A 13,646-nucleotide genomic window follows, 5' to 3' on the forward strand; every position below is an offset into this window, starting at 1 on the left:
GACGCGGACCGGGCACATACCGAGGGACAAAGCAGCATGGCGAACTACACCACTGCGGACGTCAAGCGGCTCCGCGAGCTGACCGCCGCCGGAATGATGGACGTCAAGAAGGCGCTCGACGAGACCGACGGAGACTTCGACAAGGCCGTGGAATACCTGCGGGTCAAGGGACTCAAGGGCGTCACCAAGCGCGAGGGCCGCTCCGCCAGCAACGGCCTGGTCACCGCCCAGATCGAGGTCGGCAACGGCAAGGGCACCCTGGTCGAGCTGAACTGCGAGACCGACTTCGTCGCGAAGGGCGACCGGTTCCAGCAGGTCGCGACCGAGCTGCTCGCGCACGTCGTGGCGACCGGCCCGGCCGAGGTCCCGGCGCTGCTCGCGTCGAGCTTCCCGACCTCGGGCAAGACCGTCCAGGAGTTCCTCGACGAGGCCAACGCGACCCTCGGTGAGAAGATCGAGCTGCGCCGCTTCGCCGTGCTCGAGGGCGGCTACGTGGCCACCTACCTGCACAAGACCTCCCCGGATCTCCCCGCGCAGGTCGGCGTCCTGGTCCAGCTGGACAAGGAGAACGCCGAGGTCGCCAAGGATGTGGCCCAGCACATCGCCGCGTTCGCGCCGACCTATCTGAGCCGCGCCGACGTCCCGGCCGACGTGGTGGAGAACGAGCGCCGCCTCGCCGAGGAGACCTCGCGCGAGGAGGGCAAGCCGGAGGCCGCGCTGCCGAAGATCGTCGAGGGCCGGGTCAATGGGTTCTTCAAGGAAAACGTCGTGCTCGAGCAGGCGTTCGCGAAGGACCCGAAGAAGACGGTCCAGAAGGTTCTCGACGAGGCCGGCGTGAGCCTGCAGGCCTTCGCGCGCTTCCGCGTCGGGGCGTAGCGCTCCTCGGGAACGCTGGACAGCGGGAGCTCGTCTGACCGGCCGCGATCCGCGACCGGTCAGACGAATTTGCCGGGTGGCGCGCGCGCCGGGCCGGCGGGACTGGAATGATGGGTCCGGGGAAGACACACACGTCCGATCGGGCGGGGTCGGCGGGCTGATGGCGCCCGGCGGTTCCGGGGTTGCGCGATCGGGTCGAGTCGGTCCGGTGCTTCTGGCTTCGCTGGGGTGCGCCTCGGCGGGTTGCGCCGAGCCGTCTGGCGGGCTGAAAGCGGCCGGATGTTCGAACGGTCGCCGCCTGGGCACTCGGCTCGGGCGCCGGTATGCCGCGGACACCGACTCGGCCGGGCTACCGACTCCGACGCCGACACTGAACGGTGCGGCCGACCGGCGGGCGTGACGCGACAGACGAAGGAGGCCGCAGTCGTGGCTGGTATCCAAGACACCGACCCGGCTGCGGCTTTTCCCGCGCAGCATGGGGAACCGGCGCTGTATAAGCGCGTCCTGCTCAAGCTCTCCGGCGAGGTCTTCGGCGGGGGCAAGGTCGGCGTGGACCCGGACGTGGTCCAGGCCATCGCCCGCGAGATCGCCCATGCGATCCACCAGACCGGCACGCAGATCGCGATCGTGGTCGGCGGCGGCAACTTCTTCCGCGGCGCCGAGCTGAAGCACCGCGGCATGGAGCAGGTGCGCGGCGACTACATGGGCATGCTCGGCACCGTGATGAACTGCCTCGCGCTCCAGGACTTCCTGGAGAAGCAGGGCGTCGAGACCCGGGTGCAGACCGCGATCACGATGGCCCAGGTCGCCGAGCCGTACATCCCCCGGAGGGCCATCCGGCACCTGGAGAAGGGCCGCGTGGTGATCTTCGGTGCGGGGGCTGGGATGCCCTTCTTCACCACGGACACCACCGCAGCTCAGCGCGCCCTCGAGATTGGCGCCGAGGTCGTGCTCATGGCTAAGCAAGGCGTCGACGGGCTCTACGACTCGGATCCGAAGACCAACCCGGACGCCGTGAAGTTCGACACCCTCACCCCGCGCGAAGTGCTCAATCGCGGGCTGCGTGCGATCGACGCGACCGCCGTGTCCCTGTGTATGGACAACGAACTGCCGATCGTGGTCTTCGGCTTGGTCGAAGGCAACATCGTGCGTGCGGTATCCGGCGCGAAGATCGGTACGCTGGTCAGCCGTGATGACGGCCCGGTTGCGCAGTAGTTTGTCTCGTGGAAGGGCGTCGGCAGCTACCGCGACGCGGACGCCCTCCACGGTGCAGGGCGGAGAATGTCCGCCGCCGTGCCGAGCCTCTTTCCCAGACGCGGGCGGACAAGGAGCCGAGAAGTGATCGACGAGACCCTCCTCGAGGCCGAGGAGAAAATGGACAAGGCCGTGGCGGTCGCCAAGGAGGACTTCGCCGGCATTCGCACCGGCCGGGCCACCCCCGGCATGTTCAACAAGATCACGGTGGACTATTACGGCACCGCGACCCCCATCCCGCAGCTAGCTTCGATCCAGGCGCCTGAGGCCCGCATGGCCGTGATCACACCGTATGACAAGAGCTCGCTCGGGGCGGTGGAGAAGGCGATCCGCGACTCCGACCTCGGGGTGAACCCCGGCAACGACGGAAACGTCATCCGGGTGGTGTTCCCGCAGCTGACGGAGGAGCGCCGCAAGGAGTACATCAAGGTCGCCCGCGGCAAGGCGGAGGACGCGAAGGTGTCCGTCCGCAACATCCGCAGGCACGCCAAGGAAGCCATCGACAAGCTGATCAAGGACGGCGACGTCGGCGAGGACGAGGGCAAGCGCGCGGAGAAGGAGCTGGACGGCTTCACCGCGAAGCACACGGCCCAGATCGACGAGCTGCTCAAGCACAAGGAAGCGGAGCTGCTCGAAGTCTGAGCCCGGCCGGACCCGATCCAGGGCGTGGGGTCGGCCCGGGCGGATGTCCAGGTCGTCACATCGACAAAGGCCGCGAGCTCGGCAAGAAGGCGAGATCGGCGGCTACGGAACAGGGCACGAGTGCCGGCCGGAAGCTGAACCGGCGGCCGTGGCGGACGATTCGGGCGCCGCGGCCGTCACGTTCGGTCTCGGGACTGCGGACCGGTGGACCGGTGGACCGGTGGACCGGTGGACCGGTGGACCGGTGGACCGGTGGACCGGTGGACCGGTGGACCATCGCACGCATGGCCGATGGTCTTACCCCTCCAACGCCCTCTTCACGCGGGGGGCGCTGCTCCTTGGTCACCCGAAATCGGGTACCGTCATGCGCTGGTAGATGATCCGGCTCGGGAAAGGCTGCGCGAATGACGAGCGCCGTCAAGCGGAGGGAGCAGCCTGTGGCGTCGCCTGGTCGGCAGAGCCGAGCCGGGCGCAACCTCCCCGTCGCGATCGGTGTCGGTCTCGGCCTCGGCGCCGTGATCATCGCCTCGCTGTTCATCCGCAAGGTCGCCTTCGTCGGCGTGGTCGCGACCGTCGTCGTCATCGCCCTGCGTGAGCTGGACAACGCCTTCCAGGAGCGCGGCATCCGCTTCCCGCGCCTGCCGGTCACCCTCGGCGGCCTCGGCATGCTGGCCACCGCCTACTTCCGCGGCGAAGGCGCCCTCGCCGCCACCCTCGCGCTCACCGTCGTGGCCACCATGGTCTGGCGCCTGGCCGACGGGTCCGAGGGATTCCTGCGCGACGCGAGCGCCGGGGTGTTCGCCGCCGTCTATGTGCCTTTCCTCGCCGGATTCGCCGCCCTACTCACGGCCGCGGACCACGGACCCCAGCGCGTCCTGATCTTCCTGATCCTCGTGGTCTGCAACGACACCGGCGGCTACACGGCGGGCGTACTGTTCGGCCGCCACCCCATGGCGCCGACGATCTCGCCCAAGAAATCCTGGGAAGGCCTGGTCGGCTCGCTGCTGCTCTCCGGCGCGGCGGGCGCGATCACGCTGGTCACCATGCTCCACGCGCACGCCTGGCAGGGCGCCGTCCTCGGCGTCGCGGTGGTGGGCAGCGCGACGCTCGGCGACCTGTGCGAATCGATGATCAAGCGCGACCTCGGCATCAAGGACATGGGCAACCTGTTGCCGGGCCACGGCGGCATCATGGACCGCCTCGACTCGCTCCTGCCGACCGCTCCCGTCGTCTGGCTCCTGCTGTCGCTCTTCGTGCCGGTGGGCTGATTTCCGCATGGGACAATAGGGCGGATGAACGCGCAGGATCTGCCTACACCGACCACCACCCGCCCCGCTCCCGGCAAACTGCTCTTCGAGGCCCCGCGGCGCGGCAAGCCGCCGCGCCACCTGGCCGACCTGAGCCCGGCCGACCGCAAGCGGGCGGTGACGGAGTTCGGGCTGCCGGGATTCCGCGCGGCCCAACTCTCCAAGCACTACTTCGAACGGCTGGTGGACGACCCGGCCGAGTGGCCAGACGTGCCCGCGGCGCTGCGCGAGCAGCTCTACAAGACCTTTTTCCCGCGCTTGATGACGCCGGTGCGCGAGATCACGTGCGACGGCGGCACGACCCGCAAGACCCTGTGGCGGCTGTACGACGGCGCGCTGGTCGAATCCGTGCTCATGCGCTATCCCGACCGAGTGACGATGTGCGTTTCCTCACAGGCCGGCTGCGGCATGAACTGCCCCTTCTGCGCCACCGGACAGGCCGGGCTCACCCGCAACCTGTCCACGGCGGAGATCGTCGAGCAGGTCGTCGCCGGGGCGCGGGAGCTGGCGCGGGGCGAGGTGCCCGGCGGGCCGGGCCGGGTCTCCAACGTGGTGTTCATGGGCATGGGCGAGCCGATGGCCAATTACAAGGCGGTCATCGACGCGGTGCGGAGGCTGACTGACCCCGCCCCGGACGGCCTCGGGCTGTCGCAGCGCCACATCACGGTCTCCACCGTGGGACTGGTCCCGGCGATCGAGAAGCTGACCGCCGAACGGCTGAACGTGACTCTCGCCGTCTCGCTGCACGCGCCCGACGACGAGCTGCGCGACGAACTGGTGCCGGTGAACACCCGCTGGAAGGTCGGCGAGGTGCTGGGCGCCGCCTGGGACTACGCGCACACCACGAAGCGGCGGGTGTCGATCGAGTACGCGCTGATCAGGGACATCAACGACCAGGCGTGGCGGGCGGACCTGCTCGGCAAGCGGCTCAGGGGCAAGCTGGCGCACGTGAACCTGATCCCGCTCAACCCGACGCCGGGCTCGAAGTGGACTGCCTCGCGGCCCGAAGACGAGGACGCGTTCGTGCGGACGCTGGAGGCCTACGGCGTGCCGGTGACGGTGCGGGATACGCGTGGTCGGGAGATCGACGGGGCGTGCGGGCAGCTCGCGGCGGCCGGGTGAATGAGAACGAGGCGCGGGTGACGAGGGCGGTCGGCCCTTTGGCGCCGGTGTCCGGGCGCTCCGCTAGGTTGATCGGGTGATCCGACACATCGTCTGGGACTGGAACGGGACGCTCTTCGACGATCAGGGACTCGTCGTGGACGCGACCAACGCCTCGTTGCGCGCCATCGGTGTCGACCAGCACATCACCAACGAGCGCTACCAGGAGCTTTACCGGCGTCCGATGGAGGAGTTCTACGCCGAGTTGATCGGATTCCCGGTGACAGACGAGCAATGGCCCGTCTTGGACGTCGCCTTCGCCGGCCACTACCGGTCACACGTGCGGGACTGCGGCCTCAACAAGGACGCGCTCGCTGCCATGGACGCCTGGTCGGCGCAGGTGCCGCCGCCGCGCAGCCAGTCCCTCCTCTCCATGTACGGACACACTGCCCTGCTCCAGCTGACTGGCGAGTTCCAACTGCACGCCCGCTTCCACCGCATCGACGGGCGGCCGAACGACCCCGACTTCGGGCCCAAGGCCAAGTACCTCGTGCGGCACTTCGAGCACCTGAGGACCGAGGACCCGACGCTGACCGCGGACCAGATCGCCCTGATCGGCGACTGCGCCGACGACGCGCACGCCGCGTTCCACATCGGCGCCACCGCCGTCCTGTTCACCGGCGGCTCGTCCAGCCGGGCTCTGCTCGAGAAGGTCGGCGTCCCGGTCGTCGACTCGCTTACCGAGGCCGTCGCGCTGCTCGCCGCGCGCTGATCGACGCGGTTCTCAGCGCTGCCCAGACGGGGCTGACGACCCGTTCGACCCGGGACCAGGGAAGCGCGGCCCACGCGGCGCGCAGCCGCATATCGAGGCGCCGCCATGCCGGGGAACTGGCCAGCAGCGCGCCGAGCACGACGAGGATGACCGTCGCCACCAGCGCCGCGGACCACGCGGCACCGCCGACCGCCAACATCGGGCGCAGCGGCGAGTGGTTCGGCAGCAGGCGGCGCAGCGGTGCGTGGAACACGATGACGCACACGCCGCCAATCAGCGCGCCCGCGCCGGTGAACAGCACCACGCGGCAGGTCGCCATCATCCATGCCGAGCGCTGCTCCGCCCCGGCCTGGCGCAGCGCACGCAGCGCGCCCGTGCGGCTGTCATACATTCGCGCCGCCGACCACGCCGTCGCGGTCGCGCCCGGCAGCGCGGCGCACGCGAGCCCGAGGACGCCCGCAGTGCCGAGTGCCGAGACCGGCGCGGCGAGCCAGACCGTCAAGGGGAGTGCCGCCAGCGCCGCGGACCAGGCCAGCCGCATCGCGTCGATGCGCGCGGAGCCCTCGACCGGCAGCACCAAACGCAGCGTCAGCCGGACCCTGAATCCGTTCGGCTCGGCACCCGCGGCGCGCTCGACGGTACTCATCGCGCTGCCTTGACCGGGCTTGGCCTGGACGTCGAGACAGCAGTCGGCGCGGGCGCGCCGACCGGAGCTGCGGGCGTGACAGTGGCGATCGGCACCGGTTCGGCCGAGGTGCGGCCCGCCACGAGGTTGACCGTGCGCTGGCAGCGCGCCGCGGTGGCGGGATCGTCGGTGAAGAGGAGCACCGCGGTGCCGTGCGACAGCGCGATCGAATTCAGGACCCGGCCGAGCGTGTCCGCGCTCTGCGACGGCAGCCCGGCGAGCGGCTCGTCGGCCAGCACGAGAAGCGGATCGTTCACCATCGCCCGGGCCAGGGCGGCGCGCCTGACCAGGTCGAGCGGCAGGCCGGTGAGCCGTGCGTCCGCCGCTTCGGCGATCTCGAACCGGGCCAGCCAGGTCAGCGCCTTGCGCCGGGCCCGCGCCGCGCCGACCCCGGCGAACCGCAGCGGAAGGGCCACGTTGTCGGCGAGGGTGAGCTCCGGCAGGAAGACCGTGTCCTGGTATACGAGGCCGTAGTGGCGCAGCCGGAACGCGCGCTTGGCCTCGGGCGGCATGAGGTGGAAGGGCTTTCCGTTAGTCCACACGGTGCCGCCCGCCGGATCGAGCTCCCCGGCCAGGCAGGCGCGCAGGACGGACTTGCCGGCGCCCCGCGGGCCCAGGACCGCGACCGTCTCACCCTCGCCCACCGCCAGGTGGACCTGGCGCAGCACCGACCCGTCGGCGGGAAACACCAGGCCGCGGACGTCGAGGACGGGGTTGTCGGAGGGAAGGCTCACAGCGTAACTGTCCCCGACGCGGCGGACCGGTCCACCCAAACCCGGCAAAGTTCATCCAATCTGACGAGTCATCAGCCCTTGACTTAGCTGAATTCGCCGCCTGATCGGATGAAAGTCGCCCGCGACCAGTGACCTTTCCGGATTCCGGCCGGTGCGGTGGTCGCGGCCGCGTTGCTGAAAGACGCGGTGCACAAGGTGCCGCGGTCAGTGTCCGATGAACCGGCCGAAGATCGCGGCGCGGCGGGAGGGGCGGCCGGTGCGCGCTTCTTCCGCGTCGGCGGCGCTCATCACCCGCAGGCCGAGGTTCGCACCGAGCCAGCGGGCCGGCTCGGGCTCCCACCGGGGCGAGCGGTGCCCGACCCAGGGCAACTCCGTCAGTTCGGTGCGCTCGCCGCGCAGCAGGTCGGCCAGCGTGCGTCCGGCCAGGTTCGACGCCCCCACCCCGTCACCCACATAGCCGCCGGCCCACGCCAGCTTCGCCGCCCGGTCCACGCCGACCGAGGCGAACCAGTCGCGGGGCACGCCGAGCGCTCCGCCCCACGTGTGGGTGATCTTGACGTCGTCGAGCACCGGGAAAAGCTCGACGAGCACGCTCCTGAGCTCGGCGTGTACGCGAAGTTCCCGGTCGTACTCGGGCTTGATCGACGAGCCGAAGTGATAGGGCGCGCCGCGTCCGCCGAACGCCAGGCGGCCGTCCGCGGTTCGCTGGCCGTAGATGATCAAATGCCGGTGGTCGGCGAACGTCTGGCGGTCCGTCAGCCCGATGGCGGTCCAGGTCTCGTCCGAGAGCGGCTCGGTGGCCAGCATGAGCGAGTAGACGGGGGCGATCGCCCGCTTGAAGCCGCGCAGGGTCGCCGTGTAGCCCTCCGTGGCTCGCACGACGATCTCGGCGCGGACGGTGCCGTGCGGGGTGCGCACGACTCCGTCGCGGATCTCGGTGACCAGCGTGCGCTCGAAGATCGGCACGCCAAGACGCTCGACGGCCGCCGCCAGGCCGCGCGCCAGACGTGCCGGATGGATCGCGGCGCAGTGCGGGGTGAAGGTCGCGCCGAGCACGTCGGCCGCGTGCGCGTGTTGCGTCGCCTCGTCCGCCGACAGCAGGCGCAGATCCTCCTCGCCGAAGCCGAACGCGCGGCCCTCCTCGACCTCCTCGTGCGCCCGCTCCAGTTGCACCGGCGTCCGGGCGAGCACCACCGTGCCGCCCTTCGCGTAATGGCAGTCAATTCCCTCAGCCGCCGCGATCCGGCCAACCTCGTCCACGGTGGCGTTCAGGGCGCGCTGCAGGGCGGTCGCCGCCGCGGGCGATCCGGCCACCTTCGCGACCTTGGTCAGGCTGGACGGGAAGATCGCCGAGCACCAGCCGCCGTTGCGCCCCGAGGCCCCGAACCCGGCGAACTCGGCCTCGAGGACGACGATGCGCAGCGCCGGGTCCGCCCTCTTGAGGTAGTAGGCGGTCCACAGGCCGGTGTAGCCGGCGCCGACGATCGCGATGTCCGCGGTCTGATCGCCGGGCAGGCCGGGCCGGGGATCGAGGCCGCCGGGGACGGTGTCGTGCCAGAAGGAGAGGGCGCGGCGGGATGTGTCGGCGTCAGTCGGGGCGTGGTTCATGGGAGGTTGCCAGGGGAGTGCACAGGATGCCAGTTTCCACTGTGCGGCGGTGCGGTCAGCGCCGCCAGCGTCGGATGTAGTCGGGAACCGAGGCGAGCTCGGGGGAGAGGTCGTCGGCGGGTATCGGATCGCACCAGGTCTCGGCGAGCGGGACGGTTCCGGCCCAAATCGGCAGGTCGGCGTCCCCGTCGGCGTCGCCGGGCCCGCCCGCGGAGACCTTGATCGAGCACTCCTCAAGGGGAAGCTCGAGCACCGTCGTGGCGCGCAGCTCCTGCTCCGAGGGGTGCCGTATCTCCTTCCAGCGGCCCGGCATCAGGTGCTCACTGATCCGCTCGAGAGCCTCGTGCTTGGCCCGGCCGTGCAGCACGGCGCAGTGGCCGAGCACCATGGCGCCGCGGTAGTTCATCGACGACTCGAACGCCGATCTGGCCAGCACCAGGCCGTCGAGCAGGGTCACCGTGAGGCAGACCGGCGCGCCGGCCGCGCAGAGCCTGAACAGCCGACTCGCGGTGGATCCGTGGAAGAGGACTGTCTCGTCGGCGCGGGCGTAGGCGACCGGGAGGGCGAAGGGCTGGGCAGGTTGTGCGGAAAGTTCGGGGCCGCCGCGGGTGTCGCAGACTGCGACGTGCGCGATGAGGCCGGCGTCGAGGATGCCGTGCAGGGTCTGGCGGTCGGTGACCGCCTTTTCGGGGAGGCGGCGGACCCGGGTCCGCGTGGTGGAACCCGGGTCCGGCAGCAGCGCGGTGGTCATGGCCGGAAACTACAGCAGAACTCTGTTATAGGCGCGTTACAGCCGCCGCCAGGCCTCGGTAAGGACTGTGCGCAGGATCTGCTCCATCTCGTCGAACAGCGCCTGGTCGCAGATCAGCGGCGGGGACAGCTGCACCACCGGGTCGCCGCGGTCGTCGGCGCGGCAGTACAGGCCGTTCTCGAACAGCGCCTTGGACAGGTAGCCGTACAGCACTCGCTCGCACTCGTCGTCGGTGAGCGTCTCCTTAGTCGCCTTGTCCTTGACCAGTTCGATCCCATAGAAGAAGCCGTTGCCGCGCACGTCGCCGACGATCGGCAGGTCGTGCAGCCGCCGCAGGGTCTTCAGGAACGCGCCCTCGTTGTCGAGCACATGCTGCGGCAGCCCCTCGCGCTCGAAGATGTCCAGGTTCGCCAGCGCCACCGCGGCCGAGACCGGGTGCCCGCCGAAGGTGTAGCCGTGCAGGAAGGTGTTGTCACCGGTGTAGAACGGCTCGGCGATCCGGTCCGAGATGATGCAGGCGCCGATCGGGGAGTAGCCGGAGGTCATCCCCTTCGCGCAGGTGATCATGTCGGGCACGTAGCCGAACTTGTCGCAGGCGAACATGGTGCCCAGCCGGCCGAAGGCGCAGATGACCTCGTCGGAGACCAGCAGCACGTCGTACTTGTCGCAGATCTCGCGCACCCGCTGGAAGTATCCGGGCGGCGGCGGGAAGCAGCCGCCGGCGTTCTGTACCGGCTCCAGGAAGACCGCGGCCACCGTCTCCGGGCCCTCGAAGAGGATCTGCTGCTCGATCTGGCCGGCGGCCCAGCGGCCGAACGCCTCAGGGTCCTGTCCCAGCGCTTCGACCCCGGAGATTTCGGCGGCCCGGTAGAAGTTCGTGTTCGGGACCTTGTGCGCGCCCGGCACCAGCGGCTCGAACGGGGCCTTGAGAGCGGGCAGACCGGTGATCGACAGAGCCCCCTGAGGGGTGCCGTGGTAGGCGACCGCGCGCGAGATGACCTTGTACTTGGTGGGCCGTCCGGTCAGCTTGAAGTACTGCTTGGCCAGCTTCCACGCGGTTTCGACCGCCTCGCCGCCGCCGGTCGTGAAGAAGACCTTGTTCAGATCGCCCGGCGTGTGGTTCGCCAGCCGCTCGGCCAGCTCCACCGCCTTCGGGTGCGCGTACGACCAGATCGGGAAGAAGGCGAGCTCCTGCGCCTGCTTGTACGCCGCCTCGGCCAGCTCCGTGCGCCCGTGCCCGGCCTGCACCACGAACAGGCCCGCCAGCCCGTCGAGGTAGCGGCGGCCGTTCGCGTCGAAGATGTAGGCGCCCTCGCCGCGGACGATCGTCGGGACGGGAGCGTCCCGGTAGGACGACATCCGCGTGAAGTGCATCCAAAGATGGTCGTACGCCTTGCTCGACTGCTCTGTCGTCATCGGGTGCCCCAGGTGTATGTCTGTTTGTGCAGCTTCAGGTAGACAAAGCTCTCGGTGCTTCTGACTTGCGGGATCGCGCGGATGCCCTTGTTGATGACCTCCAGCAGCTGGTCGTCGTCCTCGGTGACCACCTCGGCCAGCAGGTCGAACGCGCCGGCCGTGGCGACCACGTAGGCGACCTCGGCCATCGCCGACAGCGCCTCGGCCACCGGCTCGATGTCGCCTTCGCAGCGGATGCCGATCATCGCCTGGCGGCTGAACCCGACGGTGAGCGGGTCGGTGACCGCGACGATCTGGATCACGCCGGTGTCCTGCAGCTTCTGCACCCGCTGACGCACCGCCGCCTCGGAAAGGCCCACGGCCTTGCCGATCGTGGCGTATGCGCGGCGGCCGTCCTGCTGCAGCTGCTCGATGATCGCCTTGGACAGCGGGTCCAGGGCGGTTCGGGTCCTGCGGCGCGGACGCCCGGCGCCCGTGCCGCGCTCACCGCCCGCCTCGTGCTCCGCGGGGGTCTCGTGCGGTGCGTCGGGTTCGCCGGCAGGTTCGTGCGCCGCGTCGCTCCCATTCACACTGCTGGTCTCGTCCACGGCGTCCTGCTGCGCGCTCTCGGTCGACACCTTGTCCATCATGGCTTCAGATCCCGTCGCTTGGCAAGGTCTATTCGATGGAATTCGTATTTTGGACCGCTTGCAATCACTGATTCCCTCGTCTACTTGGCTCTGAGGTATCGCTCTCGGCAGCGGTTCGGGTTAGGCTGAGCGCTGACGGGACACCCCCGCCCCCACTGCGAATCACCAGTGAAGCTTCCCAATGGTCTTCCAACGAAGGATCACCGAGGAGAGTCCCCTATGGAGCCGCGCGCGCTGCGCAACATCGTCGGCGGCAAGCCCGTCGACACCGCCGAGGGTCGCACCAGCCCGATCGTCGACCCGGTCACCGAGGAGGTGATCGCGCACGCGCCGGTGTCCAGCGCCGCCGACGTCGACGCGGCGGTGCGGGTGGCCGCCGAGGCGTTCAAGGAGTGGCGCCGGGTCACCCCGGCCGAACGGCAGAAGGCCCTGCTCAAGGTCGCCGACGCGGTCGAGGCACGGGCCGCGGAGTTCGCCGCCGTCGAATCGCAGAACACCGGCAAGCCGCTGGGCCTGACGCTGAGTGAGGAGCTGGTGCCGATCGTCGACCAGCTGCGCTTCTTCGCCGGGGCGGCCCGGTTGCTCGAGGGCCGGGCCACCGCCGAGTACATGACCGACCACACCTCGACCATCCGCCGCGAGCCGGTCGGCGTATGCGCCCAGGTGACCCCGTGGAACTACCCGCTGCTGATGGCTGTCTGGAAGATCGCGCCGGCCATCGCCGCCGGGAATACCGTGGTGCTCAAGCCCTCCGACACGACCCCGATGTCGACGCTGCTGTTCGCCGAGGTGGCGCAGGAGTTCCTGCCCGCCGGCGTGTTCAACGTGATCTGCGGCGACCGGGACACCGGCCGCGCGCTGGTCGAGCACCCGATCCCGGCGATGGCCTCGATCACCGGCTCGGTCCGGGCCGGCATGGAAGTCGCCGCGTCCGCCGCGAAGGACGTCAAGCGGGTGCACCTCGAGCTCGGCGGCAAGGCTCCGGTCCTGGTGTTCGAGGACGCCGACATCCCGGCCGCCGTCGAGGGCATCTCCGTGGCCGGATACTTCAACGCCGGCCAGGACTGCACCGCGGCGACGCGCGTCCTGGTGCACGAGTCGATCCACGACGAGTTCGTGGCCCAGCTGACCGAGGCGGCGCGGAACACCAAGACCGGAATGCCCGACGACGAAGACGTGCTCTACGGCCCGCTGAACAACCCGGACCAGCTGGCCCGGGTGCACGGCTTCATCGAGCGGCTGCCGCAGCACGCCCGGATCGAGACCGGCGGGCGCCGGGTGGGCGAGGTCGGGTACTTCTACGCCCCGACCGTGGTCACCCAGCTGAAGCAGGACGACGAGATCATCCAGCACGAGGTCTTCGGCCCGGTCATCACGGTGCAGAAGTTCGCCACCGAGCAGGAGGCGGTCGACTTCGCCAACGGCACGGTCTACGGCCTCGCCTCGTCCGTGTGGACCAAGGACCACGCCCGCGCGCTGCGCTGCTCGCGGGACCTCGACTTCGGCTGCGTGTGGATCAACACCCACATCCCGCTGGTCGCCGAGATGCCCCACGGCGGCTTCGGCCACTCGGGCTACGGCAAGGACCTGTCGATGTACGGCTTCGAGGACTACACCCGGGTCAAGCACGTAATGTCGTCGATCGCGTGACCTGACGGCACCGCGGCTGTCGGTGAGCCCGGTAGTCCGGGCACCGTCGCCTAACCAACTGCCCCATCGCCGCTGTGGGCGGGCCCGGCGATGATGGCCGCATGACCACGGCGTCACCACTGCGCACCGAGCCGCTGTCCGCCGCCCGATGGCCCGACCTGCAAGACCTCTTCGGTCCACGCGGCGCGTGTGGCGGCTGCTGGTGCCAGTGGTGGCGTCAG

Annotated in this window: 13 protein-coding genes; 7 read left to right on the forward strand and 6 right to left on the reverse strand. The window is 70.0% G+C overall.

The genetic code is table 11. The features are described 5' to 3' along the window. The first annotated feature begins 36 nt into the window (after positions 1-36). The 6 genes from tsf to VGZ32_RS23830 all read left to right on the forward strand — a co-directional run bounded on the left by tsf (position 37) and on the right by VGZ32_RS23830 (position 5,952). Positions 37-876, forward strand: coding sequence for a translation elongation factor Ts (tsf, locus tag VGZ32_RS23805; RefSeq protein WP_349263727.1), 840 nt, complete (start codon positions 37-39; stop codon positions 874-876). Positions 877-1,311: 435 nt separating this feature from the next. Continuing rightward, the gene (gene pyrH, locus VGZ32_RS23810) at positions 1,312-2,091 is read left to right on the forward strand and encodes a UMP kinase (protein WP_326888410.1); all 780 of its coding nucleotides are present in this window, start codon (positions 1,312-1,314) and stop codon (positions 2,089-2,091) included. Between the two features lie 123 nt (positions 2,092-2,214). Further along, positions 2,215-2,772 (forward strand): ribosome recycling factor, encoded by a 558-nt coding sequence (gene frr / locus VGZ32_RS23815; RefSeq protein WP_326888400.1) that lies wholly within the window; start codon positions 2,215-2,217, stop codon positions 2,770-2,772. A 437-nt stretch (positions 2,773-3,209) separates the two neighbouring features. Then, positions 3,210-4,040 carry a phosphatidate cytidylyltransferase gene (locus VGZ32_RS23820; protein ID WP_326888401.1) on the forward strand — a complete coding sequence of 277 codons (831 nt, stop codon included), beginning with the start codon at positions 3,210-3,212 and terminating at the stop codon, positions 4,038-4,040. Between the two features lie 24 nt (positions 4,041-4,064). Beyond that, positions 4,065-5,201, forward strand: a complete 1,137-nt coding sequence (rlmN, locus tag VGZ32_RS23825; protein ID WP_326888402.1) for a 23S rRNA (adenine(2503)-C(2))-methyltransferase RlmN — start codon at positions 4,065-4,067, stop codon at positions 5,199-5,201. 76 nt (positions 5,202-5,277) lie between these two features. After that, positions 5,278-5,952: an HAD family hydrolase gene (locus VGZ32_RS23830; protein ID WP_326888403.1), complete on the forward strand. Its 675-nt coding sequence runs from the start codon at positions 5,278-5,280 to the stop codon at positions 5,950-5,952. On the opposite strand, the gene VGZ32_RS23835 is transcribed toward VGZ32_RS23830, so the two are convergent. From VGZ32_RS23835 to VGZ32_RS23860, 6 genes are all read right to left on the reverse strand, one after another. Next, positions 5,918-6,598: a hypothetical protein gene (locus VGZ32_RS23835; protein WP_326888404.1), complete on the reverse strand. Its 681-nt coding sequence runs from the start codon at positions 6,596-6,598 to the stop codon at positions 5,918-5,920. The genes VGZ32_RS23830 and VGZ32_RS23835 overlap by 35 nt on opposite strands. Then, complete coding sequence (locus tag VGZ32_RS23840) at positions 6,595-7,371, reverse strand: ABC transporter ATP-binding protein (RefSeq protein ID WP_326888405.1); 777 nt, start codon at positions 7,369-7,371, stop codon at positions 6,595-6,597. Before VGZ32_RS23840 ends, VGZ32_RS23835 begins: the two co-directional genes overlap by 4 nt. A 204-nt stretch (positions 7,372-7,575) precedes the next feature. Further along, positions 7,576-8,979, reverse strand: coding sequence for an FAD-binding oxidoreductase (locus tag VGZ32_RS23845; RefSeq protein ID WP_326888406.1), 1,404 nt, complete (start codon positions 8,977-8,979; stop codon positions 7,576-7,578). A gap of 55 nt (positions 8,980-9,034) precedes the next feature. After that, on the reverse strand, positions 9,035-9,730 hold the full coding sequence (locus VGZ32_RS23850) for a pyridoxamine 5'-phosphate oxidase family protein (protein ID WP_326888407.1): 696 nt from the start codon (positions 9,728-9,730) through the stop codon (positions 9,035-9,037). 36 nt (positions 9,731-9,766) lie between these two features. Next, positions 9,767-11,146: an aspartate aminotransferase family protein gene (locus VGZ32_RS23855; protein WP_326888408.1), complete on the reverse strand. Its 1,380-nt coding sequence runs from the start codon at positions 11,144-11,146 to the stop codon at positions 9,767-9,769. After that, positions 11,143-11,583 carry an Lrp/AsnC family transcriptional regulator gene (locus VGZ32_RS23860; RefSeq protein WP_326888411.1) on the reverse strand — a complete coding sequence of 147 codons (441 nt, stop codon included), beginning with the start codon at positions 11,581-11,583 and terminating at the stop codon, positions 11,143-11,145. The genes VGZ32_RS23855 and VGZ32_RS23860 overlap by 4 nt, the downstream gene beginning before the upstream one ends. A gap of 411 nt (positions 11,584-11,994) precedes the next feature. Between VGZ32_RS23860 and VGZ32_RS23865 the strand changes: the two genes are divergently transcribed. Beyond that, on the forward strand, positions 11,995-13,425 hold the full coding sequence (locus VGZ32_RS23865) for a gamma-aminobutyraldehyde dehydrogenase (protein WP_326888409.1): 1,431 nt from the start codon (positions 11,995-11,997) through the stop codon (positions 13,423-13,425). Positions 13,426-13,646 lie beyond the last annotated feature (221 nt).

Origin of the sequence: Actinocrinis sp., from assembly GCF_035938995.1 — a bacterium.
In the GTDB taxonomy this organism is placed as follows: Bacteria; Actinomycetota; Actinomycetes; order Streptomycetales; family Catenulisporaceae; genus DASZGI01.

Excerpts from the sequence above, each read along its gene's own strand:
- VGZ32_RS23850 (WP_326888407.1), bottom strand. The coding sequence starts at position 9,730 with ATGACCACCGCGCTGCTGCCGGACCCGGGTTCCACCACGCGGACCCGG.
- VGZ32_RS23845 (WP_326888406.1), bottom strand. The coding sequence starts at position 8,979 with ATGAACCACGCCCCGACTGACGCCGACACATCCCGCCGCGCCCTCTCC.
- VGZ32_RS23865 (WP_326888409.1), top strand. The coding sequence starts at position 11,995 with ATGGAGCCGCGCGCGCTGCGCAACATCGTCGGCGGCAAGCCCGTCGAC.
- VGZ32_RS23835 (WP_326888404.1), bottom strand. The coding sequence starts at position 6,598 with ATGAGTACCGTCGAGCGCGCCGCGGGTGCCGAGCCGAACGGATTCAGG.
- rlmN (WP_326888402.1), top strand. The coding sequence starts at position 4,065 with ATGAACGCGCAGGATCTGCCTACACCGACCACCACCCGCCCCGCTCCC.
- VGZ32_RS23855 (WP_326888408.1), bottom strand. The coding sequence starts at position 11,146 with ATGACGACAGAGCAGTCGAGCAAGGCGTACGACCATCTTTGGATGCAC.
- tsf (WP_349263727.1), top strand. The coding sequence starts at position 37 with ATGGCGAACTACACCACTGCGGACGTCAAGCGGCTCCGCGAGCTGACC.